Source organism: Nocardioides albus (assembly GCF_014648255.1).
GTDB lineage: Bacteria > Actinomycetota > Actinomycetes > Propionibacteriales > Nocardioidaceae > Nocardioides > Nocardioides albus.
In genome coordinates this window covers 1-25,929 of record NZ_BMQT01000012.1, presented here as the reverse complement: position 1 = coordinate 25,929, position 25,929 = coordinate 1, and the positions used below count along the sequence as shown (strand labels likewise).

The following is a 25,929-nucleotide window of genomic DNA, read 5'->3' as shown; positions in this document are numbered from 1 at the left end:
ACTCTCAGCTTCACAACCTGCTGCGAAGGTCGACTCGTCAGCCGAGCGACCCGACGACCTCGTCGTAGTCCAACCGTTCGGCTGCGATGTAGAAGAGCCGCGCCCCAGCGGCGACGGGCAGCTCCCAGGACGGGCTGACCTGGATGCCGTCGGCGGTGTGGACGGCCAGAAGCGTGGCGCCGTGGGAGCGCCCGAGGGCGGACTGCCAGACGCCGGCGGTGGCGGGCGCAGCCCCGGACGGCACGGTGAGGGAGTAGGTGCCCTTGCCGCCGGCGGTGGCGAGCTCCTGGTAGACCTCCGCGATCCCCGGATCGCTGAGCTCCTCGGCGATCAGCTGGGTGTTGTGCCACTGGACGCAGTGGACGGTGGTGTCGACCCGGAAGATCGTGCGCTGCACCCGAAGGTCCCGCAGCGCCACGATCGTGTGCACCGAGGGAGCAGCCGCGTTGGCCGCGACGGTGAGCGTGACCGCCTCGTTGTCGTCGCGCGCGTCGATCAGCACGCTGTGCGCGCCGACCAGACCGGTCCGAGCGAGCACCGAGAGGTCGGTGATGTCGCCGCGTACGAAGTGGAGCCTGTCCTCCCCGGGCTGAGGGTGCTCGGAGAGCTGGTCCTCCCAGGTCGCGAGCACCACCTCCCGTGAGGGCTCGGAGAGCAGCTCGGCCAGCAGCCGCTCGGTGCGGCCAGGGGTGTAGCCGAGCAGCACGATGTGGTTTCGTCCGCTGAAAGAGATCTCTCCACGCATGCGGCGTCCTTTGGCGTTCTCGATGATTGCCGAGATCCGGCTGAACAAGATGGCGAGGGTGGTGATGGAGCCGAAGACGACGTACGCCCCGACGAGTCGGCCCCCGGTGGTCTCCGGGAAGAAGTCGCCGTAGCCGACGGTGGTGGCGGTGACCAGGAACCACCACCAGTAGTTGCCGCGGTGGACGATGTCGCTGCCCGGCTCGGCCAGCGCCATCGCGATCCAACCGGTGACGAAGACGAAGCCGATGATCATCAGCGGAAGCACCCAGGCGGAGTGCCGAGAGGTCCGCCGGACCAGCCGGATCAGGAAGAACATCAGTAACCCACCCAGCCCTTCCGGGCGTAGTCCAGGATCGCCGGATCCAGCAGCGTGGTGACCGAGGTCGGCCGCTCGGCTCGGTCCGGCGGGAACGACGAAGCGGCCGCGAGCACGGCGTCGCTGGCGTAGCGCAGCCCGCCCGGCGCCTCGTCGTCGAGAGCGAGCTCAGGGGCCGACCCGTCGCGGGAGGCGAGGACGTAGCCCCAGTTCCCGAAGGACGGTACGTCCGCCTGGTAGGGCGTGGTCCGCCAGCCGGCCTCGGCGAGGGTGTGCCGCACCGACCAGAACGCGTCCGGCGCGAAGAACGGGCTGCCCGCCTGCACGACCATCCGCCCGGACGGGGCGAGCAGCCGCGCGATCATGCTGTAGTTCTCTACCGAGTAGAGCTTGGCCAGAGCGGTCGAGTCAGGGTCCGGGAAATCGGCGATGACTACGTCGAACGGCGCCCCCGAGTAGTCCCGCACCCAAGAGAACGCGTCGTCGGAGACGTACGTCAGCCGGGGGTCCTCCAACGAGCCCGAGGTCAGCGACGAGACCGGCTCGAAGGAACGCGCCAGGGACACGACCGCCGGGTCGAGATCGACCAGGGTCACCGACGACACCGACTGATAGCGCAGCACCTCGCGGGCCGCGAGCCCGTCGCCGCCGCCGAGGATCAGCACCCGCTGGTGCGTCCCGTTCATCGCCGGATGGACGAGCATCTCGTGATAGCGATACTCGTCCAACGAGGAGAACTGCAGGTCACCGTCGAGGAAGAGGCGTACGTCGTCGAACTCCGGGCCGACCGGCGCGCCTCGCGTCACCACGATGTCCTGATAGGCCGACCGCTGGGAGTGGATGATCGGGTCGCGGTAGAGCGCCTGCCGGGCGTTGAGCTCGAAGGAGTCGGCGGTCACCGCGGTCAGACCGAGGGCGACCGCGAGCACGCCGCAGACCGCCGTGACGAGCCCCCGCTGCCGCCGGGCTCCGGCCAAGGCGACGCCGACCATCCACGCGGCGATGACGTTGAGCGCTGCGGTCGCCACGGTCCCCACCAGCAGCCCCAGCGTCGGCAGCAGCAGGAACGGGAAGGCCAGTCCGCCGATGAGCGCGCCGACGTAGTCGACCGCGTTGATGTCTGCGACCGCGAGCGAGGCCTGCTGGCGCCGGAGGCGCTGCAACAGCTCCATCAGCAACGGGATCTCGGCGCCGACCAGAGCGCCGATGAGGAACGTCACCACCAGCATCATCGGGGTGTAGAGATGCAGCCACGCGAACGAGGCGTAGAGCGCCGGCACCGAGGCGCCGCCGACCGCCGCCAGCGCGATCTCCACGCCCACGAACGCGCGCAGCGGCCGCGCGGTGAGCGGCTTGGCGAGCACGGCACCGACGCCCATGGCGAACATCGACACCGCGATCACCAACGAGGTCTGCGCGATCGAGTTGCCGAGCAGATAGCTCCCCAACGTCACCAGCGCGAGCTCGTAGACCAGCCCGCAGGCGGCGCAGACGAACACCGCCGCGAGGACGAGCAGCCGGGCTGCCCGTCCCTCCGGCATCGCCGACAACGAGGGGAGCGAGAGACTCACGTGATCGAGGCCGCCACGATCACGCCGACGGCCAGCTGCACCGCGACGGTGACCCAGATCGCGGGGTCGTCCTTGTCGTCGGTCATCAGCTCGCCGAGCCGTCCCGGGGTCAGCAGGTCGAGGATCACGAACGCGACCGCCAGCAGGGCGATGCCGACGAGTCCGTACGCAGCGGTCTCGGCGAGACCGTGAAGCGTGTCCGTCTCCGCGGTGTAGATCGAGGTCGCCACGATCGTGGCGATCGCGAGAACCGAGGAACCGAGCAGCAGCGCCGGGTCGCGGCGGTGCTCCACGAAGATCAGCTGCCCGAGCTTGCCGGGCGTGAGCAGGTCGATCACGTAGAAGCCGACCACCAACAGGACCAGCCCGAGGGCGGCGAAGGCGACGGTGGACAGCAGTCCGCTCAAGAGGTCATTCATCATTCATCTCCAAGTCTGAGGTGGTCACTTGCCGGATCCGCTGCCGCCGCCGCGGAAGGAGTCACCGCTGCTGCCGCTGCCGACGTTGCGGCCGTAGAAGGTGTTCCAGCCCCACAGGCCGATCACCGTCGAGTGGTGGCGGTAGCCGCGGTCGTACTCGTAGAGGGTGATCGTCGACCCCGACGGCGTACGCGGCTCGACGACGACCAGCCAGTCGTCGTCGTAGCGCAGATACTGGTTGGACCCGTCGGCGCGGTTCTCGTCGGCGTCCGTGGCGGTGGCGATCTGGTTGGCGACCGAGGTCACCGTGCCGTCGTCCTCGAAGACGATCCCGGCGTCGCTGTCGGGGTCGCTGCCGCTGACGTGGTCGAAGTTCTCGCGCAGGTACTTCTCGGGGCTGTTGCTGTCGTCGCCGGACACGGCGATGGCGACGATGATGGCGATCACGACGCAGACCGCGACGATCGACCAGCCGATCAGCTTGCGGTTCGGACCAGAGTTCGGTTCAGACACTGATGCCCTCCTCGGGCCGGTAGCTGGTGGTGGTGGCGACGATCTCGCCGGTCTGTGGGTAGGTGTGCCAGGTGTGCCAGGTGATCTCCCCGTCGACCCCGTCCAAGGCCAGGGCGGTCACCGCGTGCGGGTCGCCCGGGAAGTGCGCGACGACGGCATCGGTACGTCCGCTCAACCGCTCGACGAGCCGCGATGCCTCCGCGGCGAGCTCTTCAGGACCCACCTCGCGCGCGTCCGACTCCAGGCGGTAGCCGCCCGCCACGTGCGCCGCAGGGAGCGGCGCGGCGTCAGCGATCCCGCACGCGATGGTCTCGTGCAGGAGTGGGCGGTCGTGGCGGCGTACGACGACCTGGTGGCTGGCGCCCAGGACGCTCAGCGTGACGCTCAACCCGGCCTCGAGCTGCACCGTCCGAGATGCCAGCGGAGCGCAGGGGACAGGGTCGAGGGTCCAGCACAGGGTGTCGCCGCGTACGTCCGCGAACGGGACGTCGAGAAGCGTCACTCGTCGTCCAGGGTCGCGGGGCGGTCGGTGGACGGGTAGACGGTCAGCTCGAACGGCTGCAGCACCTCGCCGAGGGAGGGCTCCCAGTTGCTGCCCCACTTCTCGAAGCCGAGCAGCTTGCCGTCGACCGACTTGTAGTCGGCGTAGTCGGCCGTCCCGGACGGCGCCGTGCCGGTCGCGCCGGTGGCGGTGAAGGCGGCCGTGCCCTTCTCCTGGAGCCGATAGGCGACGCCGCCGACGATGACGTCGCGGTCACCGACGGTGCCCTGCTCGATGTCGCCGAGCGGGATCGCGTGCCACAGCGAGACCTCGAAGCTCTCGTCGTCCTCGATCGAGAGCCACTTCTTGCCCTCGGCGTCGTCGAGCATGTGCTCGGTCCAGCGGTAGCCGTGCTCGTCGAAGTCGATCCGCCCGCGGACGAACCAGTTGTGGCCGAGGTATTCGATGACGTCGCCGTTGCGCACCTGGCGCAGCTGGTCGGAGGCGTGCTTGTGCTGGTCGCCGATGAAGTCGTCGGGCTCCTTCTGCGCCGTCGGCTGCTGTCGGCTCTTCCAGAGCAGATAGCCCGCGACCGCAAGTGCGGCCAGCAGCAGGACGATCAGGACGTAGATCACCGGAGACTCCTTGTTCAGCGTGAGGACGACCCGAACCTTAACCTGGTGGTGCCAGCTTCGACAGCCTGAATCGCTCCACCCGTGGGCGGCGTACTCAGGTGTTGTCGGTCCCACCCCGTAGGTTTGCCTCGTGAACGAGCGTCAGCGAGTGAACCATGAAGTCATCACGCAGCCGCGTCCGTATTCTGGCGCTTGCGCTACGGAGGTGGCTGCGTGAGGTTTCCGGGTGTCTACGCAGAGCACGGCGTCTTCGTCTGTTTCGAGGGCGGCGAGGGGTCGGGCAAGTCGACCCAGTCCCGACTGCTCCACGAAGCGTTGACCGCCCGCGGCCACCGGGTCCTGCTGACCTTCGAGCCGGGCGACACGGCCGTAGGCAAGGACGTACGCCGCATCGTGCTGTCCCCGGAGACCGGCGACCTCGACGACCGGACCGAGGCCCTCCTGTTCGCTGCCGACAAGGCCGAGCACATCGAGTCGATGGTGCGCCCGGCCCTGGAGCGCGGCGAAGTGGTCATCACCGATCGCTACGTCGACTCGATGCTGGCCTACCAGGGCGCCGGCCGGGTCCTGGACGCCGCGCAGCTCGAGGAGGTGGCGCGCTGGGCGACGGCCGACCTGCGGCCCCATCTGACGGTGCTGCTCGACCTGGATCCGACTGCCGGGTTCACCCGGTTCGAGGAGCGCGACCGGATGGAGCAGGAGTCGGTCGAGTTCCACCAGCGGGTGCGCGAGGCGTTCGTCGAGCTGGCGAAACGAAACCCTGACCACTATCTCGTCCTCGACGCTCGTGCGCCGGTGGACGAGGTCCACGCTGCAGTGCTGGCGCGCCTCGAGCCCCTGCTCAGCCAGGCGGTGAGCGCATGAGCGTCGCCGCCACTTCGGTGGGGCGGTCGGTCTGGGACAACCTCGTCGGCCAGCGCCACATCATCTCCACGCTGCAGACCGCCGCGGCCGCCGCGACCGACGGCAGCGGGCGACGCTTCGGCAAGGGCATGACCCAGTCGTGGCTCTTCACGGGCCCTCCGGGCTCAGGACGCTCCAACGCCGCGATCGCCTTCGCGGCCGCGCTGCAGTGCCCGAACGGCGGCTGCGGCCAGTGCCACGAGTGCCACACGGTGCTCGCCGGGAGTCACGCCGACGTCAACCTGGTCCGCACCGAGAAGCTGACCCTCGGGGTAACCGAGATTCGCGACCTGGTGCGCCAGTCCGCGCTCTCGCCGGCCGGAAGCCGTTGGCAGATCCTGATCATCGAGGACGCCGACCGGCTCACCGAGCAGGCCAACAACGCGCTGCTCAAGGCGGTCGAGGAGCCTGGCGCCCGCACCGTATGGATGCTGTGCGCGCCGACGGTCGAGGACGTCCTCCCGACCATCCGGTCGCGATGTCGTCTGGTCACGTTGACGACTCCGACGACCCCGGACGTGACAGCTTTCCTGCAACGTACGCTCGGCGTCGACGAGGCACGGGCCGCCTACGCAGCGCGCGCGAGCCAGGGTCACATCGGCCGGGCCAAGGCGCTGGCCCGTGACGACGACACCCGTCGGCGGCGCGAGCAGGTGGTCGCCTACCCGACCCGCCTGACCACGCTCGCCGACGCGCTCAGAGCCGCCGGCGAGCTCGCCGCGGTCTCGAAGGAGGAGGCCGACGCGGTCACCGCCGACCTGGACGCCAAGGAGAAGGCCGACCTCGACGCGGGCTATGGCGTGGTCGACCGCGGGCGGCGCCCGCGTGAGTACGGACCTGCGCTGGCCGTGCTCGAGAAGGACCAGAAACGCCGGGCGACCCGCCGCCACCGCGACGTGATCGACCGCGGGCTGATGGACCTGGTCTCGATCTATCGTGACGCGATCACCCTGGCAGCCGGTGCCCCGGTGGGGTTGGTCAACGAGGAGCACCGGCACGAGATCGAGCGGCTCGTCGAGAGCTCCACCCCCGAGCTCAACCTGCAGCGCATCGGCGCGATCTTCGAAGCCCGAGAGCAGCTGTTGGAGTTCAACGTGCAGCCCCAGTTGGTGCTGGAGGCCATGATGGTGGCGCTGTTGCCGCCCGGAGGAGATCAGTGAAACTCAAAGCAGTGACCGGCGCCGTCGCGCTGACCGCTCTGACCGTGATCACCGCAGCCTGTGGTGCCGGCGGGGGCACTCCCGACGCCGACCAGGTGAGTCCGAGCGCTGGGACGACCGCGGCTCCGGAGGAGGGGTTGCAGAGCTTCTACAGCCAGAAGCTGGACTGGAAGGGCTGCAACGGCGCCTTCGAGTGCGCGACCCTCGAGGTCCCGCTCGACTACTCCGACCCGACCGGCCGCACCATCGACGTCGCGGTGATCAAGGACCCGGCCAGCAAGGACAAGATCGGCTCCCTGGCGATCAACCCGGGTGGCCCGGGCGGGTCGGGCATCGACTACGCCCTCTACAACAACCAGTCCTTCAGCCGCGAGGTCCGCGACTCCTACGACATCGTCGGGTTCGACCCGCGTGGCGTCGGGCAGAGCACCCCGGTCGACTGCCTCGACGACGATGCCCTGGATGCCTACGTCGCCGTCGACCCCGACCCCGACAACCTCGCCGAGGTGAAGGCGTACGTCGACACCGGTGTCGAGATGGCCAACGGCTGCGCGTCCCAGCGGCGCGGGATCTCCGATCACGTCAGCACCGTCGAGGCGGCCCGCGACATGGACGTGCTCCGAGCCGCGCTCGGTGAGGACCAGCTCGACTACTTCGGCGCCTCCTACGGCACCCAGCTCGGCTCGACCTACGCAGAGCTCTATCCCGACCGCGTCGGCCGCTTCGTGCTCGACGGTGCGATCGCGCCCGGCCTGAGCGTGGTCGACGCCAACCTGGCGCAGGCGAAGGGATTCGAGGTCGCGCTCCGCTCCTACGTCGAGAACTGCGTCGACGAGGGCGACTGCTTCCTCGGTGACACCGTCGACGAGGGCGTCGAGCGGGTTCAGAAGCTGTTGGCCGACATCGACGCCGAGCCGCTCCCGGCCGGTGACCGCGAGCTGACTGCGGGCAACGCGCTCTACGGCCTCATCACACCGCTATATGTCGAGTCCTACTGGCCCTACCTCACCGAGGCCCTCCAGGCGGCGATGAAGGGCGACGGCGCCCCGCTGATGAGCCTCTCGGACAACTACGCAGGACGCGACCCCAAGGGCGGCTACATCAACAACACGATGGAAGCCAACTGGGCGATCAACTGTCTCGACGACTCCTCCGGCCTCAGCCCGACAGAGGTACGCGAGCAGGTGCCCGCCTTCGAGAAGGCCGCTCCCACCTTCGGTGCCGCTCTCGCCTGGATGCTCAACGGCTGCTCCGCGGAGAAGTTCGAGGCCACCGAGCCCGAGCCGGAGATCGACGCCGAGGGCTCCAATCCGATCGTCGTCATCGGCACCACCCGCGACCCCGCCACCCCCTACGAGTGGGCCAAGGACCTCGCCAAGGCGCTCGACAACGGCGTACTCGTCTCCCGCGACGGCGACGGCCACACCGGCTACATGCAGGGCAACCGCTGCGTCGACAACGCCATCAACGACTACCTCGTCGACGGAAAGGTCCCCGACGACGGCTTGGAGTGCTGACGCGCGCCTACCCCATATTGGGTTGGTTTCGGTCTTCTTCCGGCGGCGGCTCGCTGCGACCCTGAGGATCGCTCTCGGTAAAATTTCGTTCCGAGAAGAAGGGTCACCACCACGTGATCACGAGTCAGCGAGCCCGTTCGATGACGAAGGCTTTCGCTGCCACCGCAGTCGCCGCTCTGGCGGTCGCGGTCGCACCACTCATCAGCAGCCCGGCCCACGCCGACACCGCGCCCCTGCCGTATATCGGCGGCTACGCCACTCTCACCGTCAACAACGTGACGAAGGCCCAGAACTGTGAAGAGTATGGGGTGAGGGGCACAAACATCCCGGTCTCGGTGGATGTCTCGTTCGGTGCGAACTACACCGACGAGTTCACCGCACCGACCACCAGGTGGGAGGTCGCCGTCTTCGACTCCGCCGGGGATGACGTCACCAACTACATCGAGGGCACCGACTTCCCTGAGGGGTCGGCCACCGGCAACCTCTGCTCGTTCCTCCCGGTGGGCAACTACCGAGCGGTCGCGTACATCTTCACCATGGACGACGCGGGCAGCTACACCGACACGGCCGAGGTGACGGATGCCTTCTCGATCCGGGCGGCGCACAGCTACACGCTGTCCGCGGGCCGCTCGGCCACGACCATCAAGTCTCAGCTGAAGGACTACGGCAAGGCTCTCGCCGGCAGGTCGGTGGCGGTCCAGCGCAAGTCCAGCGGCACCTGGAAGACCATCACCCACCGTACGACCGGCTCGACAGGCTGGGCCTCCGCGAGCGTTGCCCGCGGGTACTCCTACCGGTTCACCTACGGCGGCAAGTACAGCGCCGCGGTCTGGGTCCCGAAGGTGGCCACGAGCGTCGCCAAGATCTCCGTGAGCAAGTACGGGAAGACGTCCTACCGTTCCGTGGGCAAGCTGACCGCGGGCGGGAAGGTGGTCAAGGGCAAGCGGATCCTCCTGCAGAAGCGGAGCAACGGTGGCTGGGTCACCGTGAAGTCGTGTGTGACGAGCGCCTACGGCAAGTGCGCCGCGGTCACCGCCCCGGCCTCGAGCCGAAACTACCGCTGGAAGTACGCCGGTGACGCCACCCGCGCAGCCGACGTGTCCGCGTCGTTCTACCTGCGGAAGCGCGGCTGAGATCATGCATCAGCGAATCCGCTCGGCGACGAAGGTCTTCGTCGCCTCTGCCGTCGCCGCCTTGGCGATCGCGGTAGCCCCCGTCGTCAGCCAGCCCGCCCACGCCGACACCCCTCCGGGAGCCGTGGCCAAGGTGGCCACCAAGGTCGTCAAGGTCTCCGCCAACAGATACGGGACCAGGTCCTACCGGCCCGTCGGCAAGCTGACCGCGGGTGGAAAGGCGATCAAGGGCCGACGGATCCACTTGCAGAAGAAGGCGAGCGGCCGCTGGTCCAGTGTGGCCTCCTGCGTCACGAACCGATACGGCAAGTGCGCTGTGGTCGTGACGCCGAAGGTCAGCCGCTACTACCGATGGAAGTTCGCCGGCGACGCCAACCGGAGGGCCGACGTCTCGGGGTCGTTCTACCTGGCCAAGCGTGGCTCGTCATCCGGTAGCACCGGGTCAGACCTGGACTACACCTATGCCAACGGTGCGACGGTCTACAACGCCACATCGACGAACGACCTCGACTGCGGCCAGATCCCGTCGTACAAGAAGCCCGTGCGCGTCCACGGCTCCGACCCGTGGCGTCTCGACGCTGACGACGACGGATACGGCTGCGACTGAGCCTCCATCGAGGTATGCAGGCCAAGGCTCACATCCCCAGCGGAGCTCCGCACGGGATGTGAGCCTTCGGCGGCATACCCTTCGGCGGGATCAGGGCTCCGCCCTTGGCGAAGGAAAGCTAGCGCCGATGAACGGGGTCCGCGATCGCCCGGATCCGTTTCGTGGCCAGCTCGATCATCAGCGTGGCGGCGGGGGAGAGGGTGGCGTCGGTGCGATGGACGATGGCGAAGGTGTCGTACGTCCGGGGTCGCAGCGACACCCAGCCGGCCTTCGGCGCCAGCCGGGGGAGCAGCTGCTCGGCTGCTCCCTTCGCGATGACGCTGTCGGCGTACCCCATCCCCACCAGCTCGACCGCCGTCTCGATGTCCTCGACCTCGACCCGGCTGGGCGGGTTGCGTCCGGTCTCGTGGAGCAGGTTGCGGATGGTGACCCGGGTGGGGTCCTCGGAGCTCCAGCTCGTGTCGGACATGACCAGCGTGGCCAGCGAGAGCCGGTGCGCGGTGACCGGTGTGGCCAGGTGGGCGGGGTCGGCCGAGATGTAGACGAGCTCGTCGCGAGCCACAGGGGTGACCTTCAGCCCCGGACCGGAGACGCTGCCGACGAGCAGCATCGCCGCTTCGAGCCGCCCGCGCCGCAGGTCCTCCTGGACCTCGGTGGAGTTCTGCCCGATCAGCTCGACGCGCACGCCCGGATACCGGTCGAGCACGTCGGCCACCAGTCCGGCGCCGCCGTAGAGCCGCGCGATCCCGAACATCCCGAACCGGATCGTTCCGGTCTCGAACTGTTTCACCGCCTGCACGGCCTTGCGCGCGTCCTCGGCAGCCGCGACCGTACGCTCCGCGTGCGGCCGCAGCTCGTCGGCGACCCCGGTCGGCACCACTCCTCGCCCGACGCGTCGGAAGAGCTGGACGCCCAGCGTACGCTCCAGGCTCCTGACCTGCTCGGAGATCGACGGCTGCGCATAGCCGAGCTCCTCGGCCGCCGCGGTCAGCGAGCCATGCTCGTAGACCGCGAGGAACACGCGGAGCTGGTGCAGCGACAACATAGAGACATCCTATGTCTTTTAAAGGAAAGATCGTCTACCTCTATGAGTCGCCAGAGGTCATCCTTGAATCACCACCACTGTGTCCGCAGTCGGTGGCAGATCCATGTTCACAGGGGAGCAGAACAAACAATGAAGCACGGCGTACGCCGCTTGGGCCGCCTCATCGGCAAGGGCAAGCCCACCCGCATGACCATCGAGGAGCAGGTCGAGGCGCACCGTTTTAGTGTCGAGCGCGCAGTCTCGGTACACTCTTCCGGTCCGCTCAACCAGACCCGCTACATGCGGTAACGGATGACGGTACGCCGCCTTAGCTCAGTCGGTAGAGCGTCTCACTCGTAATGAGAAGGTCGTCGGTTCGATTCCGACAGGCGGCTCCGACAGAAACCCCCGTCTGACCAGCGCGAACGCGGCAGGAAAGACGGGGGTTCTTCTTGTCTAGCGCTGCCGTTTCGGTGAAGATTCCCCCCGGATTCCCCCCGAGCCGTTCAGACGGGCCAATCCGGTCTCGTCAGCGACCGTCCCGAGGTGGTGCAAGTAGATGTTCGTCGTGGCGATCGAGGCATGCCCCATCCAGGCCTGCACCGTCGTCGCGGGGACGCCCTTTGCGAGCCACAGGCAGGCAGCAGTGTGGCGCAGATCGTGGATCCGCCGGCCGTGGGAGATCAGCTCCCAATCGACGGCGCGCTTGACGGCACTCACATGCAGCCGATGACCGGTGGCGGTCACGAAGACCAGGTCTCGGCTCGTGCGCCCGGCCATGAGCGCCATGACTGTTGGGAGTATCCGATCGGCAAGCGGGACGAACCTCGACTTACCCGACTTGGTCCGTTTCGCCTCGCCTCCTTCAGGTGCGGCGCGACGCACGTAGATGCCCGGAATCGGCTGCAGCGCGATGTCGCTAACCCTCACCTCGCGCAGCTCAGACCACCGAAGCCCGGTCCATCCCGCGATCAACAGAATGTCCGCGAGCCGCGCTAGGTCGCGGGCCCTGTCTGTCGCGCGGATCAGGCTCACCGAATCACGGGAGGAGAGCTGCGCGGCGTCAGCGACGAGCGTTTCCAACTCGGCCTCGCTGAACGGCTGCATCTCCGTCGCGACCTCGCTCGCCTTGGGGACTCGGGTTGGGGTTACAGGGTTGTGCTGGACCATGCGCTCGCGCACTGCCCAGGCGAAGAATGACGCCAGCGAGGCGCGGTATCGCTTGACCGACTTCTCGGCGAGCCCGCGACGGCGGAGGGACACCAGCGCGCGTGAGACCTCGCGTTCGGTGACGCTGCCGATCTGAAGGGCCGCGAGTGATGTCGGTGTCAGTCGCACGACGGCCGCGTCGGCAACGTACGTCTTGGGGGCGACGGTGGTCTTGCGCTCCTCCAGCCACATCGGCAGCGCCTTGCGTACGGTCACCTGTCCGGCGCGACGGTCGAACCCACCCGCGAGCGCCGCACGCTCGCGGGTGAGCCAGTCGACAGCCTCGCGACGCGTGTCGAACATCTTCGTTCCGATGTCGGTGCGACCCTGCTTCAGGCGGGCCTGCCATCGGCCGTTCGGCATCTTTCGGACGTTCACGCGGCCACCTCCTCAAGCCAGGCCAGGACGTCACTACGGCGGTAGCGGGGGGAGTCGGGGGAAAGCCAGTAGACCCGTGGGCCCTTGCCGGTCGCTCGCCAACGGCAGAGGGTCGAGGGGGTGACCTTCAGGGCTTCCGCCACCTCCCGCGATGTCCAAAGGATCGGGAGAGCGTCGGTGATCTCTTCATGCGAATCAGCGACGGTCAGGTGGTCGCGGCGGGTGTGTTTGCTCATCGCTTGGCCTCCGATGCACAGGTCGAGTGAGTGTGTGATCCGTCGTGGTTGGCGAGCTGTAGGCGGCAGGTTGGGAGGGGGTAAGCCGTACCAGCCGTACCAGCCGTACCAACGGCGTGTTTGGGCTGGTCAGATGCTGTTTTGGGGTGGTACGGCTTTGGTACGGCTGGTACGGCTTGGGGATTTTGGTACGGCTTTGGTACGGGCCGATTTTTCGAGCCGTACCACCTGAAATCGGTGTCTGACCTGGGGAAACGTCGTCTTGGTACGGCTGGTACGGCTGGTACGGCTTGGTGGCCTAGAACCGTCGTCGCTGTCGTCATCGGCGGGCCTCGGGATCGCACGTCGGGTGGGTGTGGGTGCCGTCGTCGTGGGTCAGAGGCTGGTGGCAGACGGCGCAGGTTGTGGGGGTGGCGCAGTAGCGGGCCCAGGCATCGGCGAACGTGGTGCGGCGGTAGCCCTTTGCCTGACTGCCCGCGAACCGGATGGTGTCGGAGCGGATGTCGAAGTCTCGGAGCAGGAATCCGAGCTTCATCGCGGTGAGCCCGTTGTTCTGGTAGGTCGCCCACGGGGCCTCAGGGTCCGCGTGGAGCCGTTCGAGGAGGACGGTGGTGGGCAGTGCCTCGGCGTCGCCGAACGCGGCGCGGCAGTCGGTCAGGAGACGGGTTTGCAGGGTGGTCTGTGCGTTGGCGTCGCGGGTCTCGGTCAGCGTGATGCAGGCTTCGCGGGCGAGGTCGGGCCAGGGGCCTCCGGCGAGGTCGGCGATGGCGAGGAGGGGTTCCCAGGTGTCGGCGGCGCGGTCCTCGACAGGCATGTCGGGGGTGGCGGTGCCGAGGTGTTCGAGGTGGGCCCTGACCCATTGGTTCAGCCGGTTGCGGAGGTTGTCGAGGGCTGGACCATCGCGGCGGGTTCGGAGCGGGGCGACAGCCTCACCTGGTGCGCGGCGGCGCATCCGGATGACCACGGCGCGGTCCTCGATGGTGTCGGGCATCGCGCCGATCCCGGCGAGGGCCGCCATGGCGAAGGTCTGGATCTTCTCCACGCTGGAGGTAGACGCGTTGTAGCGCAGGGCGGGGCGGTTGCGCTGGTGTCCGGCGTTGAGCAGGCCGCGCAGGTCCTCGTTCTCTCCGGCCTTGGGTCCGAAGATGGTGTCGGCCTCGTCAAGGAGGATGGTGGGCGGGTTCTTCCGCTTCATCCCGATCGAGCGGTACACGGCCGAGGGTGAGGCGTTGACGGTGAGCAGCGGGTCATGGCACGTGGCCTCGACCAGGTCGAGGAGCCGAGACTTGCCACAGCGCTTCTCGGGTGCGCGGATGACCAGGCGGGCGGCGTGGGCCCAGGCGGGCACGGCGTGGGTGGCAGCGATCCAGAGCACGACTCCGGTGGTTGAGTGTTCGTCGGGCAAGATGACGAACCGGGTGAGGGCCTCGCGGACTTCGTTGAGCAGCAGCTCTCCGGCGTTCGCGTCGAAGTCGGCAGGGGTGAGCGCGTCGCCGCCGTTGCCCTGTTCCTGGTCGGCGAGGGGGTAGGCGTTGGGCAGGTTCTCGGTGTCCATGGTGGTCTCCTCCGGGTCGGGTGCGGGCTGGTCGGGTCGATCTGGTTGGCCGGTGCTCATGCGGCGGCCTCGGTCTGTGTCGCGGTGAGGGCTTGGACGGCTTCACCGCTGGGTGGTGTGCGGCCGGTGACGGCGGCGAGGACGTGGGCGGCGAGCAGGGGCGGGATGGCGTTGCCGACCTGCTCGTATTGCTTGGACTTGCTGCCACGCCACGGGAAGTCGGCCCGGAAGGACTGGAGGACTCCGGCCTCGGCGACAGAGACCGTCACGGAGCCGGGTGCGTTCTGTCGGCTCTCCTGGGTGCGATAGCCGGGCGCGGCGACGACCTCGGGCTTGAAGCTCCCGACGATCGTGGTTGCGGGCCGCTCGAAGACCCACCGGGAACCGCTGCGGCGCTTCTCGGACTGTGCGTCCCACGCCAGCGCCTCAGCCATCGAGACCCACCCGGCGAGCCGGTCGCCGAACAGATCGGCGTCTTGCGGATGCTCAGCGTGCGTCGGCCTCGGCGGGGCGATAGTGCGGGTGCGGTGAGCGCCGAGGATCGCGCGACGTCGGGTCTGGGCAACGCCGTAATCGGCGGCGTTGAGGACCAGGGCGAAGCAGGACCAGCCCTGGGCGCGGAGCTCGTGCTTGTAGACCTGCCACAGCGGCAGTACGTCGGGCACCTGCTCCAGCGCTACCCACTCGGGTTCGAGCTCCGCGATCCGCCGGGCGGGCTCCAGTACGAGCGCGGCGATCTTGGCGTCGAGGCGGGCCTTCTCGGCGACCTTCTCCGGCTCCCACGGTGTCATGCGCTTGGCGTTGGTGCGCTGGGCCTGGGTCAGAGCGACGGGGAAGATCGCGGCCCGGGTGCGGTCTCGGACGGTGGCCGGGTCGTGGCCGCGCAGGATGTCGCGGATGCCGTCGGCGAGGATGTCGAGAACCAGGAGACCCACGCCGGTTCCGGTGGCTGAGAACAGGGTGCACGAGGGCGAGGAGACGTGCCCGCGTCCACGTGCCCAGTCGGGGCTGGGGTGGGTGGTGACATCGGCGGTCTCTCGTGCGTGCCCGGCGACGGTCGCGGTCTGGCAGGCGGCCTTGTCGTGGTCGACGCCGAACAGGCGCAGCCCGATCAGGCGGGCACCCTCGTCCCATCCACCAGGTCCGGCGAAGTCATCGAGGGCGTCGGGGCCGTCGTGCTGGATCTGGGTGCTCATGCGGCGCTCCGAGTGGCGGCCCGGCGGAAGCCGGAGAGGATCGTGCTTTCGGCCTCGTAGTGCGTGTAGGCACCTGCGGCGATGTGGCCCGCGGCGGCGGTCATGAGCCGGTCGACGGCGACGTACTCGGTGATCAGGCCGCGCGTGACCAGCTTGCCGACGGTGGCGGCCGCGACGTAGAGCGCGGCGTTTCGGCCGCCTTCGGTCGCGTCCAGGAGGCCCGCGACACCGCGCGCTACATCGCCATTGATCGCGATGTCGAAGACCCGGTCCACGTACGCGTCCTGGTCCCTGACGGACTCGCCAGACCCAACCGACCGCGCCGGCCGGTTAGAGAGCCGCTGAGGGCCGTTCTGTGCGGTGCTGAGTGCCGGGCGCTGGTCGCGGCCGAGGAGGTCGAGCAGGAACAGCGGCAGCGGTGCCGGCGGGCGGTCGTCCACCACGGTGTAGGCGCTCGTGCCGATGGTGGTTGGGGGTGCGGCGACGTAGCCACCGTGGGCGCGGGTATCGATCAGCCAGCCGACCTTTCCGGCGGTGTTGGTGAACCGGCGGGTGGTGTCGGGCGCTTGGTAGTAGAGGTGGGTTCCGCCGGAGACGGTGCGCACGGTGTAGGTGGGCGTGATGGTGCCGCCGTGGGCTCCGGCGAGGTGGTCGAGCACGTCCTCACCTGTGGTGATGCCGAAGCGGTGCCAGGGCTCGGGGATCTCGGAGCCGGGCTTGTGGGTGTCGAGGTCGACCACGACCAGCCGCGAGGGGCCACAGGCGATCCCGATCCCGTAGGCGGGGTTGCTGGACCAGGCTCGGGTGATCCAGTCGGGCCGGTTGGTGGCGCGCTGCTCCCACCCGGCGTGACCGGTGCGGCACCAGGGATCGGTGGCGTCGCAGTCGGCGGCCCGGTGGCCAGGGGTGGCGGGCCGCTTGGAGTCGGGCAGGAGGGGGAAGACTCGCCAGCCACGGGCGGCGTAGTCCAGGGCGATGTGGAGGGCGTCCGGGCGGGTGTTGGTGAGGGTGTCAGGCTGCTGCGTCATCGGTCTGTCCTTCCTCGGTGTCGTGCTCGGTCTCGTGCTGGTCGGGTTCGTGGCGGTCGGGGCGAGCGTTGGCGACCATGAAGCCCTTCAAGGTGGGCCTCGGGCGGGCGGCGGCGTACTGCTCGAGTTCGGTTGGGTAGCCCAGGGATTCGGCCTCTGCGTCGAGCTCCCAGGCGTGGGTGGCGAGGTAGAACTCGCTGGTGATCAGGTCGCGCCACCAGTGAGGGCGGCGCTGCACGTAGCGGCGACGTTCACGGCGTGGGCGGCTCATCAGGCATCCGCGGCCTTGCTGTTGGTCCAGCGCTGGACGGTCCGGTCAGCAACCTTCAGCAGCCCGGCGACCTCGCGCACGGGCATCCCGTACGCCCGCAGCTCGACGGCAGCACAAGCGGCGTGCACCTGGTCGTCGTCCTCGCTCAGTGCCTCATCGCAGACGGCACACAGGCCGGGGCGGTCCTCGGCGTCGTCGTCCTCGGCGTCCGGCATGTCGGGGATGACAGTCAGCGCGGGCATGGGGGTGACAGAGGCAGCGGGAACGGCGATCGCGTTGGGCTCGTTGTCGGGCTGATTGTCGGGGTCGGTGTCGGGGTCGGCGTCACCCTCGATGTCAGGGGTGGTGTCAGGGGCGGGGGTCGACTGGTGACCGATCAGCTCGCGGTAGGCGACCGCCCCGGCGGCGTGCCTCTCGGCGGACGTGGTGAGTCGCCGGGCGGCCTTGTTCTCGGCGCGCTCGACGGTCACCTTGATCTCGGCCAGGGCGTGCGTGCGGGCGGCGAGGCGGGCGGACTCGCGGTAGCCGGTGATGGTCTCCATGTGGGCCTCGTGGCGGGCCTCGATCGTCGCGAGGGCGCGCTGGTCGCGGATCTCGGCGGTACGGGCCCGGATGATCTCGGCAGTCTCGGCCGACACGGTGACCTGGTCACGGATCCCGTCCGCGACCAGCAGCAGCGCGGCGAGCGCCGGAATCGCGGACCAGGGGCCCATGTGCCCGACAGCGGCGAGCAGGACCGTGGAGACGGCCACAGCGACCGCCGTAGCGGCACCGAAGCCGTACGCGGCGGCTCGCTGGCCGGACTTGTAGGCCTGGATCGTGGTGTGACCGAGAGCGGCCCACACGACGTCGGCGGCCAGGGCGACGGCCACGCCGACAGCCGGAGCGGCGCTGCCAGCGGCGGGGATCATCTCGGCGACCTGGGGAGCGATGGTCACGGCGACCTGGACGAAGCCGACGAACGTCATGCCGTAGCCGACAGCAGCGAGGCCGGAGGGGCGGCCGGAGCGGGGAGCAGAAGCGGTGTTCATGGCGAGTCTCTTTCCTGTGGCTTGTGGCTGTTTGTGCTGGTCAGAAGGGGTGTTTAGGCATGGGTCGGGTAGGGACCTGGGCCCGTTGGGCCCGTGCGAGGGTGAGAGGCGGTTACCAGCCGGGGCGGTGCGGCGGCTGCTTCGGGTCGCGCTGGGGCGGCATGGTCGTGGTGGTGGCCTCGGTGTGGATGCGGCGGGCGTGGTTGTAGAGCGCGCGCCCGGTCCGGAGGCGGGTGCCGGTGCCTCGGCAGGTGCGGCAGGCGCGGAGCTTGCGGAAGACGGTGCCGGTGGTGCGTGAGCCGGTGCCCTGGCAGCGGCGGCACGGCTTGAACGGCAGCTCGCGGCACAGGGTGGCGTAGATCCCAGTGGCCAGCGTGATGAGCACGGCGGTCGCGAGGGTAGCGACGGTGAGCGGTGTCATGGAATCTGTCTCCTGGGCTGGTTTCTGGTGGTCTCGGGGAGGGTCGCTACCCGCTACCTTCGAACGTCTGTGCTGGTCAGGCTGGGAATTGGTGGTAGCGGGGTGGGTAGCGAGGTCGCTACCGGGTGGTGGTCCGCTACCTCCTCCGCTACCCCTCCTTCTGGGTGTCGGTCTGGGCCTCCTCGCGAGCGGCGCGGAGTTTGTTGAGGTCGGCGCGGCGGTAGCCCTTGCGAACGGCACCCGCGATCTTCACGTCGACCGAGGACAGGCCAGCGGTGCGTGCCATGTCAGACAGGGCGGCGGCCGAGAGGTGGGTGTAGGCGTCGGGCCAGGTCTCGGTGAGCGCCTCGGCGGCGGTGTCCCAGTGCTGCCCGTTGGGCGCGGCGACCTCGGTCAGGTCGGCGAGCAGGTCACGGGCCGGGGCGGTCTCGATCGGCGCACCCACCGCAACGCCACCGCGCAGCGAGGTAGCCCGGGCAACCATCGAGTCCCAGACCTCATCGGCGGGGAACTGCGAGCGGGCGGCGACCGGGGACGCGCCACCGGTCATGCAGCCCCACCCGGCGTCGAACACAGGCCGGTAGACGGTCCCGGTCAGACCGCGCTTGTAGGCGCCGGTGCCGAGGATCATGTCGTTCTCGACCTGACCAGCGACCGAGAGGCACCAGCGGTTGGTGACACAGCGAGTGATGCCCGGGGGCAGGGACGCCTTGTCAGGGATCTGGGTCGCGAGGATGACGCAGATACCGAGAGCACGCAGGCGCTTGATGGCGCGTTCGAAGTCGGAGGCGGCGTCTGGGGAGTACAGGAACAGCTCGTGGGCCTCATCGATGAGCACGCACACCGGGTGCAGACCGGACCCGGGCTTAGCAGCCAGCTCGGGGGTGACCTTGCCCTGAGGGGCCTCTCCGCGCTTGCGGGCGGCGAGGATCCGCTTTCCGCGCTTCTCAGCCTCGACCACCAGCCACCGGCCGATCGCAGCGCCCTGGTCCAGCGCTTCATCATCGACACCCACGACGTAGGTCGAGCACAGGGGCTCGAGGTCGAGGAAGTCACCGGTTCCCTTGAACTCAGCAATCTTCAGCTCACAGGTCGGGTCCAGCATCGCGATCGCGATCAGCGCACGGGCGGCATAGGACTTACCCGAACCGGGCTGGCCACCGATCAGGTAAGAGCGCTGGAACAGCGTCGTATCGATCGGGCGGGAGCGCTCGTCGCTGCTGAACTCGGCAGGCTCGAAGAACGACGTACGCGCGTTCTCGGCGGCCAGCGACCATGCAGGCTGTCCCATCTCGGAGGCGGGGTGGTAGCCCACCCACAGGTCGAGCTGGCCAGGGTGGTCGGGCCCGGCCGCCGGCCACACCTGGTCGACCGGGATCCGCAGCGCCGAGGCCAGGCCGTCGCGGCGCTCTAGCACCTTCACCGCGGTGACACCCTCGGGCAGGTTCACGCGGGCGAGCCAGCCGGGCCCGTCACGGTGGATGCCGGGGTGACAGAACTCGATCTGCTCCGGCGCGGTGATGCCGCGTACGGCCAGCGAGACCAGGGAGTTGCGGACCAGGTCACCGGTCAGCTTGGTGAACCGGCGACCTGTCGCGACACGGCCCAGGATCGGCTTGTCGGCCGGGCGGCCAGCGCGGACGGTGACCACGATCAGCGCCGCCAGGGCGGCCCACAGAACGGGCGCGAGCAGGCCGGTCACGGCCAGGATGGCCACGACGATGAGCGTTGCGGCGGTGGCGATCGCCAGGCCCCACATGCGGCCCCGGGACTCACGCTCGCGGATCTTGTTGAGCGCCTGCCAGGTGTAGGCGTCGTTTGTCTCAGCGGCCTTCTGACGCAGCTCGTAGTTGCCCTCCTCGGCACGCACCCACCGGGTGACCTTCCCCGTTACCCGGCCAGCACCCACAACGGAGTAGTGCATCGTCTTCACGGTGTAGAACGGGCTCCGTACGGCGTGGAACGCGGTGTGGTAGCCAGCAGCCGACAGGGCCTGACGTGCGGCGGCCTTGCGGGCCTCGCGAGAGCGCAGCCACGGCGGGATGATCGGAACACGCTCACCGGCCACCCGATCCGGTGCAGCCCAGGAGAACGTCGAGGTCACATCCTCGGGCTCACCCGACTCGGCCGCGTCGGTCTCGGCCTCGCCCTGGTCGCTCCCAGAGAACGGCGTCGTGGTGTCGACGTGGTCGACCACGGCGAGAACTTCGCCCTCGAACACGTCGATTCGCTCAGCGTCCTCGTAGTCGGCCTGGTCGGCCTCGGCCAGGCCGATCCGGTTGTCGAACAGGGCGGCCGGGCTGTCCGGTGCGGTCCCGTTCGTGGGGTAGTAGTCAGTCATCGTCGGGGTCCTTCCGTTGGTCTGGGTCATCGGGTCTGGGTCATGAGGTGGGTGAGGCGGTGATGCACGATCGCGAGGAGTCGGCGCTTAGCCATGGACGGTTCGATCTGTTCGGCATCGAGCAGGGCGAGGACGGCGGCCAGGCCCCGGACCAGCAGCCCGAACCGTTCCTGCATCACTTGCAGCTCACGGCGGGTCTGCTCGCACGTCTGGCACGGGCCCTCAGACATGGCGTGGGGGATCTCCGGTCTCGATCAGTGCTGGTCCAGCAGGCTCAGCGCCTCCTGGAGCAGGTCGACGTGGGCGGGGAAGACCACACCGCCACGCTCTGCGATCGCGGCCTGCAGCTCGTCCCAGGAACCGGCGGGGAGCCAGGCGGCCTCGTCGGCGTCGTCCTGTCCGCTGACGGCCGGGAGCGGGGAGTTGATGAGCGTGACGATGCCCGGGATGGTGACCATCCAGGCGTTCTCTCCGGCGCGGGGATCGTCAACGACCCGGGCCGGGAGCATGTCGAACACGCCGGGGTGCAGCCGGAAACCGGTCTCCTCCTCCAGTTCGCGGGAGCATCCGCCCTCGGCGGTCTCGCCCTCGTCCAGGCCACCGCCGGGCAGCGCCCAGCCGTGGCCGTCACCGCGCTTGATCAGGAGCAGGTGACGCTCCTCGGTGAACGGGTTGAGGTTGAAGACGATCGCGTCGCTGCACACGCCCTCGCCCCAGTGCCACAGGTCGCCCTTGCCCGGCTTGAGGTCGGGGCGGGGGCGCGGGTTGATCGGGAGACCGTCAACGACCTCGAACGGCACGGCGGAGCGGGCCTGGCGCTCGGTCCAGTCGATGGCGTGCGGGTCCTCGCCGCGCAGCTCCTCATCGCCCTTGACGTTGTGGCCCGTGGTCGACTCCTCCTCGACTCGGCTGATCTCAACTCGGGTGATACGGGAGTTGGCGGTGTCGTGCTCCAGCCACGCCTCGATCTCCTCGGCGTCGGTGGTGGTGAACGTCTTGGTCTTGCCAGAGGCCCAGTGGAGGGTGATCCGGGTCAGCGGCGCAGCGGAGACGCGGCGGCTGTTGACGAACACGACGGACTCGTTGCTGACGGTCGCGGCCACGATGCCGACCACGCCGTTGTTGATGCTCACGAAGATGTCGTTCTGCTGGTTCATGGTGGGTCTCCTCAGATCTGGTTCGGGTTGGTCTTGCGGATGTGGTCCAGCGCGGCCAGGCAGGCCGCACACATCGGCGCGTACGGGCTCCGGGCCCGGTCGGCTGGTTGGCGGCTGGACATGGCGTGGGCGGTGGCCGGGATCTGGAAGCCGCACAGGGTGGTGATTCCGGCGGCGGTGGCCTCGTCCTGGATGTGGATCAGGCCCGGCTGGCTGGTCCGGAGCCGCCACAGCGTCAGCTGGTCAGGTCCGTCCTGGTCGGTGCTCTCGTCGGCGTTCGTCACTGCTGCTCCTCGGAGAGGTCGTCGGCCTTGTCCCGCGTGAGGACTGAATGGATCCACTCGGCGATCAGCACGACGCAGCCGAGGATCAGGAGCGCGGTAGCCATCAGATACCCGCCTTGATGGCGTCGGAGATGCCCTGGACAACGGCGTTCGACCCGGCCTCCAGGCCCTGGATCATCGGCGGTCCGATGAGCGTGGAAGCCAACGCGATCCCGAACAGGATGTTCACGATGGTGGCCGCGATGGTCGACGCGGTGCCCTTGGTCATGAAGAAGGCGATGACGCCCAGGATGAGGACGAGAGGTGCAGTAACCATGACGAGATTCCTTCCCGAGAATCAGGCGGCCTCGGCCGGGTCGGCCGGGCCAAAGTTGGTGAGCATGTAGACAGGCGCGGCCTTGCCCGCGTCGTGGTTGACCTGCTGAACCATCAGGAGCAGCAACGCGCTCACCGCACGGCGGTGCGCCCGCTTGGCGAGCGCGTCGGCCGGGTCGGCGAGCAGACGGCATTCGGCGTCGACCAGGTCGCGCTCGGCGGCGATCTGCGGCCACTCGGCCTCAATGGCGGCGAGGTCGCCTTGGGTCGGCTCCTCGGCGGCAGACCGAGTGTGTGGCTCGTTGCGGTTCATCTGACCTCCTCGTTGCCACCTATCTAGTTAGGTGGATAGGTGGACCGTAGCACGGTCGTTGCTCACCTGACTAGATATGTGTGAGAAAGTTTCAGAGTGGCCATCGATCAGTCAGACCCGAAGTCACCCGCGCAGCAGATCGCGGACCAGCTGCGCGCGGTGATCCGTTCCGGCGACCTCGCTCCGGGCGACCGTGTGCCGTCTACGTCGCAGCTCATGGAGACGTACGGCGTCGCGTACCAGACCGCGAGGAACGCAATCGACGCCCTGAAAGGAGAGGGCCTCGTAGAAACCCGCAAGGGTGCTGGCGCCTTCGTGCGGCGGCTTCCACCGATGATCCGTCTCGGGTCAGATCGCTACTCCCGCGCAGTCCGGGACGGTGGCAAGGCTCCATTCCAGGCTGAGGCGGAGACGGCTGGCCTGACCTGGAGTCAGGAGATCCTCGCGCTCGAAACCGTGCCCGCACCAGCCTGGGTAGCCGAGTGGTTCGACATCCCCGCCGGCACCGAAGTCTTCGCACGGCGGCGTCGGACGCTGCTGGAGGGGGTACCCACCCAACTCGGGGACAGTTACTACCGCCTGGAGGTGGTCGAGGGCACCGCAATCATGCAGGAAGACACCGGCCCGGGAGGGGGATACGCGCGCCTAGAGGAGCGCGGCCACAAGCTGACGAGGTTCCGTGAGGAACTCGCCTCGCGGCAGCCGACGCCGGAGGAAGTAAGTGCACTCCGCCTGTCGAGGGGCACAACAGTCGTGGAACTGCACCGCATCGCCTTCAGCGAGGCCGGACCCGTCGAGGTCTTCCGGTCCGTCCTGGCGGGAGACCGTCACACCTTCGCTTACGAATTCGAGGCACCAGCGTGACCAACACCAACACCAGCCCAGATGCATTCGGTCTAGACGCACGGTCTTACTCCGAGGCGTCGCCAGACCACGCGGTCAACGAAGACTTTGTCCTCATCGGTCAGAACTTCGCAGTGGTCCTCGATGGCGCGTCACCCGTGAAGGGCCTCGACACCGGATGCATCCACGACGTGCCGTGGCTGGTCCGCACTCTCGCGGGACAACTGCTCGCGCTGCTCACGACGTCGAACGACAGCCTCGGCGACATCCTCACGCAGGCAATCGAGGGCGTGAACGGTGCCCACGCGGGCACCTGCGACCTGTCCAACCCGAACAGCCCGTCGAGCACCGTCGCAATCCTTCGCAGGCGGCGGCAGGAGATCGACTACCTGGTCCTGGCGGACTCGCCAATCGTGGTCCAGCGACACGACGGCACGATTACCGCGATCACCGACGACAGGATCGACCACCTCCCGGACTACTCGGTCGCGGGTATCAGCAAGCTGAGGAACTCCCCCGATGGATTCTGGGTCGCCAGCACGCGCCCGGAAGCCGGGAGCATGGCCGTCACAGGCACCCTTGACCTGAACGACGGCGGCCCGGTCCAGCAGATCCGCACGGCGGCACTCCTCACCGATGGTGCCGCCACGCTTGTGGAGCGCCACGGCGGGGAGTGGGCCGACACGATGCGCCTCCTCGAGATAGGACCTCGGGAACTGATCGGACACGTTCGCACTGTCGACGAGAGCGGCACCGGGAAGTTCCGCGGCAAGCGCCACGATGACGCGACCGCCGTTCTATGTACATTCCCGACGAACGCCTACCACGCCGCCGCCCAGGTCGACTAGCTACCTGGCGACGTGGGCTGGGCCCCGCTCAGTCGGTGGACTGCTCGCCGTATCGGACCATGTCCATCGCAGTCCTATTGCGGCTTAGAATCGGGTGTGCAGAAATCTGCCCCTGACGGGGCCACAAAGGCGCCCCGTTCAACCAGCCACGAGGTAGTAGTACCAGCCTTGGTGGGTGGTCTAACAGCGGCGCTGATTTCAGGCCTATTCACGCTTTGGGCGGTTCACTCGCAAGGAGAACAGACACGAGCGCAACAGGCGCGTGAATTTGCCGAGGAACGCGATCTGCGATTCCAGGACCTCCGCCGACCCGTCTACGACGACTTCCTCGACAAAGCCGACAAGTGGGCTGTCGCTCAGGCTGCCCGAGCGGAAGAATGCAAACCTGGAACGGACGAACCGAGGACCGAAAGCGGGACGTGCACCGTTTCATACCTAGGAGAACTCCAGGCCGCGCGCTACGAGTTCCGAGTTGCCAACAACGCAATGTCTACCGTCGAGTCTCGGCACGGCGAGTGGGTGCGGGTGCTACTTCTGACGACGCTCCCGAGTTCTGTGCCTCGCGAGCCTGGCCCGGCGGAGGGGCCCCCTAGCAGTCGATACTCAGAGGCCTACAACATGTTCCTCGACCAGACGGCTTGCGATACCAATCCCGAACCCAACAAGGTTGAGTGTTCCAAGTTAAGAACCAAGATTCGCGAAACCACATGGGCTTGGCTAGCCGATCCTGACTACTCGTCGTAGCGCTCGATGCCGAGTAGCACCCAGCCTTCGGGCACCTGGCCGCGCAGTTGCTCAAGGGCGGCTTCGTAGGTCTCGGCACTGGCGGTCAGCTCGCGCGGCTCGTGGTCGTTGAAGGCGGGGTCGGTCAGTCGCGGGCGTACGCGGGAGCGCAGGACGTAGGTCACTGGCTGATGGTAAGTCGAAGGCACGCCCCAACCTCGCATTGATCGAACAAGCGTTCTAGTCTGGTGGCATGCGGGAGGCGACACCGACTGTCATCTCCCAGGACATCGGTGACGGTTCTGCATCAAGACATTGGTGACACGTCTGGTGGTCTTGGTGGTGACACTTCGGCCGTGATGCTCGGGCGGTGCCTCGCCGTGAACTCATTGATCCCCGTGTCCGTCTCGCGATCTCGCAGTGGCCCGAAGACGCCCCACGCGGTGCGGTCTCGACGTTCTGCCTCGAGCACGGCATCTCGCGTAAGTCGTTCTACGAGCTACGCAAGCGTGCCCTGGTCGAGGGGCCGGCGGCCGTCCTCGAGCCCCGGTCACGTCGTCCGCGGTCGAGCCCGTCGAAGCTGAGCGAGCAGGTCAAGGAGCAGGCCATCGGGGTACGTGCCGCTTTGGAGGCATCTGGCCTGGACCACGGGCCGATCAGCGTGCACGAGAAGATGCGGACGATGGGCTTGGCACAGGTGCCGTCCACGGCGTCGTTGGCCCGGATCTTCCGGGAGGCCGGTGTCGCTCGTCGG

The 25,929-nt window shown here is 68.3% G+C and carries 31 protein-coding genes and 1 tRNA gene; 10 read left to right on the top strand and 22 right to left on the bottom strand.

What is annotated here, in order from left to right; translation table 11 throughout:
* Window positions 1–37: 37 nt before the first annotated feature.
* From IEY84_RS22525 to IEY84_RS22500, 6 genes are read right to left on the bottom strand one after another with little or no spacing between them, the layout of a single operon-like run.
* A complete protein-coding gene (locus tag IEY84_RS22525) occupies window positions 38–1,063 on the bottom strand; it encodes an ion channel (RefSeq protein ID WP_183549933.1) in 1,026 nt (341 codons plus the stop codon).
* Window positions 1,063–2,634, bottom strand: a complete 1,572-nt coding sequence (locus IEY84_RS22520) for a polyamine aminopropyltransferase (RefSeq protein ID WP_229788934.1) — start codon at window positions 2,632–2,634, stop codon at window positions 1,063–1,065. The genes IEY84_RS22525 and IEY84_RS22520 overlap by 1 nt, the downstream gene beginning before the upstream one ends.
* A complete protein-coding gene (locus IEY84_RS22515; protein WP_183549936.1) occupies window positions 2,631–3,053 on the bottom strand; it encodes a DUF350 domain-containing protein in 423 nt (140 codons plus the stop codon). Before IEY84_RS22515 ends, IEY84_RS22520 begins: the two co-directional genes overlap by 4 nt.
* 24 nt (window positions 3,054–3,077) lie before the next feature.
* Window positions 3,078–3,566, bottom strand: a complete 489-nt coding sequence (locus IEY84_RS22510) for a DUF4247 domain-containing protein (RefSeq protein WP_183549937.1) — start codon at window positions 3,564–3,566, stop codon at window positions 3,078–3,080.
* Window positions 3,559–4,068 carry a DUF2617 family protein gene (locus IEY84_RS22505; RefSeq protein ID WP_183549940.1) on the bottom strand — a complete coding sequence of 170 codons (510 nt, stop codon included), beginning with the start codon at window positions 4,066–4,068 and terminating at the stop codon, window positions 3,559–3,561. The genes IEY84_RS22510 and IEY84_RS22505 overlap by 8 nt, the downstream gene beginning before the upstream one ends.
* A complete protein-coding gene (locus tag IEY84_RS22500; protein WP_183549943.1) occupies window positions 4,065–4,682 on the bottom strand; it encodes a DUF4178 domain-containing protein in 618 nt (205 codons plus the stop codon). The genes IEY84_RS22505 and IEY84_RS22500 overlap by 4 nt, the downstream gene beginning before the upstream one ends.
* A 213-nt stretch (window positions 4,683–4,895) precedes the next feature.
* Between IEY84_RS22500 and tmk the strand changes: the two genes are divergently transcribed.
* From tmk to IEY84_RS22475, 5 genes are all read left to right on the top strand, one after another.
* Window positions 4,896–5,546 carry a dTMP kinase gene (tmk, locus tag IEY84_RS22495; protein WP_183549944.1) on the top strand — a complete coding sequence of 217 codons (651 nt, stop codon included), beginning with the start codon at window positions 4,896–4,898 and terminating at the stop codon, window positions 5,544–5,546.
* Entirely contained in the window at window positions 5,543–6,745 is a 1,203-nt protein-coding gene (locus tag IEY84_RS22490) for a DNA polymerase III subunit delta' (RefSeq protein ID WP_183549947.1), read from the top strand. The genes tmk and IEY84_RS22490 overlap by 4 nt, the downstream gene beginning before the upstream one ends.
* The gene (locus IEY84_RS22485) at window positions 6,742–8,262 is read left to right on the top strand and encodes an alpha/beta hydrolase (RefSeq protein ID WP_229788933.1); all 1,521 of its coding nucleotides are present in this window, start codon (window positions 6,742–6,744) and stop codon (window positions 8,260–8,262) included. Before IEY84_RS22490 ends, IEY84_RS22485 begins: the two co-directional genes overlap by 4 nt.
* Window positions 8,263–8,402: 140 nt before the next feature.
* On the top strand, window positions 8,403–9,395 hold the full coding sequence (locus IEY84_RS22480) for a hypothetical protein (protein ID WP_183549950.1): 993 nt from the start codon (window positions 8,403–8,405) through the stop codon (window positions 9,393–9,395).
* A gap of 4 nt (window positions 9,396–9,399) precedes the next feature.
* Window positions 9,400–10,002, top strand: a complete 603-nt coding sequence (locus IEY84_RS22475; RefSeq protein ID WP_183549953.1) for a hypothetical protein — start codon at window positions 9,400–9,402, stop codon at window positions 10,000–10,002.
* A 118-nt stretch (window positions 10,003–10,120) separates the two neighbouring features.
* Here the strand turns inward: IEY84_RS22475 and IEY84_RS22470 are convergent, their stop codons facing one another.
* Window positions 10,121–11,047, bottom strand: a complete 927-nt coding sequence (locus tag IEY84_RS22470) for a LysR family transcriptional regulator (RefSeq protein WP_183549956.1) — start codon at window positions 11,045–11,047, stop codon at window positions 10,121–10,123.
* A gap of 129 nt (window positions 11,048–11,176) precedes the next feature.
* Between IEY84_RS22470 and IEY84_RS22465 the strand changes: the two genes are divergently transcribed.
* Together IEY84_RS22465 and IEY84_RS22460 are read left to right on the top strand one after the other, a co-directional pair.
* Window positions 11,177–11,335, top strand: coding sequence for a hypothetical protein (locus IEY84_RS22465; RefSeq protein WP_183549959.1), 159 nt, complete (start codon window positions 11,177–11,179; stop codon window positions 11,333–11,335).
* A 13-nt stretch (window positions 11,336–11,348) separates the two neighbouring features.
* Window positions 11,349–11,421: transfer RNA gene (locus tag IEY84_RS22460), tRNA-Thr, on the top strand.
* Window positions 11,422–11,482: 61 nt separating this feature from the next.
* On the opposite strand, the gene IEY84_RS22455 is transcribed toward IEY84_RS22460, so the two are convergent.
* The 14 genes from IEY84_RS22455 to IEY84_RS22390 form a co-directional block, all read right to left on the bottom strand.
* Entirely contained in the window at window positions 11,483–12,598 is a 1,116-nt protein-coding gene (locus tag IEY84_RS22455) for a tyrosine-type recombinase/integrase (RefSeq protein ID WP_221209191.1), read from the bottom strand.
* A gap of 11 nt (window positions 12,599–12,609) precedes the next feature.
* Window positions 12,610–12,849, bottom strand: a complete 240-nt coding sequence (locus IEY84_RS22450; RefSeq protein WP_183549965.1) for a helix-turn-helix transcriptional regulator — start codon at window positions 12,847–12,849, stop codon at window positions 12,610–12,612.
* 319 nt (window positions 12,850–13,168) lie between these two features.
* Entirely contained in the window at window positions 13,169–14,464 is a 1,296-nt protein-coding gene (locus IEY84_RS22445) for a DUF3631 domain-containing protein (protein WP_229788931.1), read from the bottom strand.
* A complete protein-coding gene (locus IEY84_RS22440; protein ID WP_183549967.1) occupies window positions 14,461–15,600 on the bottom strand; it encodes a DNA cytosine methyltransferase in 1,140 nt (379 codons plus the stop codon). The genes IEY84_RS22445 and IEY84_RS22440 overlap by 4 nt, the downstream gene beginning before the upstream one ends.
* Window positions 15,597–16,628, bottom strand: a complete 1,032-nt coding sequence (locus IEY84_RS22435; RefSeq protein ID WP_183549970.1) for a bifunctional DNA primase/polymerase — start codon at window positions 16,626–16,628, stop codon at window positions 15,597–15,599. The genes IEY84_RS22440 and IEY84_RS22435 overlap by 4 nt, the downstream gene beginning before the upstream one ends.
* A complete protein-coding gene (locus tag IEY84_RS22430; protein ID WP_183549973.1) occupies window positions 16,612–16,899 on the bottom strand; it encodes a hypothetical protein in 288 nt (95 codons plus the stop codon). Before IEY84_RS22430 ends, IEY84_RS22435 begins: the two co-directional genes overlap by 17 nt.
* The gene (locus IEY84_RS22425) at window positions 16,899–17,930 is read right to left on the bottom strand and encodes a hypothetical protein (protein ID WP_183549976.1); all 1,032 of its coding nucleotides are present in this window, start codon (window positions 17,928–17,930) and stop codon (window positions 16,899–16,901) included. Before IEY84_RS22425 ends, IEY84_RS22430 begins: the two co-directional genes overlap by 1 nt.
* Window positions 17,931–18,042: 112 nt before the next feature.
* A complete protein-coding gene (locus tag IEY84_RS22420; RefSeq protein WP_183549979.1) occupies window positions 18,043–18,351 on the bottom strand; it encodes a hypothetical protein in 309 nt (102 codons plus the stop codon).
* A 148-nt stretch (window positions 18,352–18,499) separates the two neighbouring features.
* Window positions 18,500–20,692: a cell division protein FtsK gene (locus IEY84_RS22415; RefSeq protein WP_183549982.1), complete on the bottom strand. Its 2,193-nt coding sequence runs from the start codon at window positions 20,690–20,692 to the stop codon at window positions 18,500–18,502.
* Between the two features lie 26 nt (window positions 20,693–20,718).
* The gene (locus IEY84_RS22410) at window positions 20,719–20,922 is read right to left on the bottom strand and encodes a hypothetical protein (RefSeq protein WP_183549985.1); all 204 of its coding nucleotides are present in this window, start codon (window positions 20,920–20,922) and stop codon (window positions 20,719–20,721) included.
* Between the two features lie 24 nt (window positions 20,923–20,946).
* Window positions 20,947–21,849 carry an NUDIX domain-containing protein gene (locus tag IEY84_RS22405; protein WP_183549988.1) on the bottom strand — a complete coding sequence of 301 codons (903 nt, stop codon included), beginning with the start codon at window positions 21,847–21,849 and terminating at the stop codon, window positions 20,947–20,949.
* Between the two features lie 11 nt (window positions 21,850–21,860).
* A complete protein-coding gene (locus tag IEY84_RS22400) occupies window positions 21,861–22,133 on the bottom strand; it encodes a hypothetical protein (RefSeq protein ID WP_183549991.1) in 273 nt (90 codons plus the stop codon).
* A 103-nt stretch (window positions 22,134–22,236) separates the two neighbouring features.
* Window positions 22,237–22,449 (bottom strand): hypothetical protein, encoded by a 213-nt coding sequence (locus tag IEY84_RS22395; RefSeq protein ID WP_183549994.1) that lies wholly within the window; start codon window positions 22,447–22,449, stop codon window positions 22,237–22,239.
* 21 nt (window positions 22,450–22,470) lie between these two features.
* Window positions 22,471–22,761, bottom strand: a complete 291-nt coding sequence (locus IEY84_RS22390; RefSeq protein WP_183550040.1) for a DUF6284 family protein — start codon at window positions 22,759–22,761, stop codon at window positions 22,471–22,473.
* A gap of 96 nt (window positions 22,762–22,857) precedes the next feature.
* Between IEY84_RS22390 and IEY84_RS22385 the strand changes: the two genes are divergently transcribed.
* Together IEY84_RS22385 and IEY84_RS22380 are read left to right on the top strand one after the other, a co-directional pair.
* A complete protein-coding gene (locus tag IEY84_RS22385) occupies window positions 22,858–23,625 on the top strand; it encodes a GntR family transcriptional regulator (RefSeq protein WP_221209179.1) in 768 nt (255 codons plus the stop codon).
* Window positions 23,622–24,452 (top strand): protein phosphatase 2C domain-containing protein, encoded by an 831-nt coding sequence (locus tag IEY84_RS22380; protein ID WP_183549997.1) that lies wholly within the window; start codon window positions 23,622–23,624, stop codon window positions 24,450–24,452. The genes IEY84_RS22385 and IEY84_RS22380 overlap by 4 nt, the downstream gene beginning before the upstream one ends.
* 731 nt (window positions 24,453–25,183) lie before the next feature.
* Here the strand turns inward: IEY84_RS22380 and IEY84_RS22375 are convergent.
* Window positions 25,184–25,360 (bottom strand): hypothetical protein, encoded by a 177-nt coding sequence (locus IEY84_RS22375; RefSeq protein ID WP_183549999.1) that lies wholly within the window; start codon window positions 25,358–25,360, stop codon window positions 25,184–25,186.
* A gap of 185 nt (window positions 25,361–25,545) precedes the next feature.
* Here IEY84_RS22375 and IEY84_RS22370 point away from each other — a divergent pair.
* Window positions 25,546–25,929, top strand: a 384-nt coding sequence (locus tag IEY84_RS22370; protein ID WP_444544194.1) for a helix-turn-helix domain-containing protein, incomplete at its 3' end; no start/stop codon positions are given.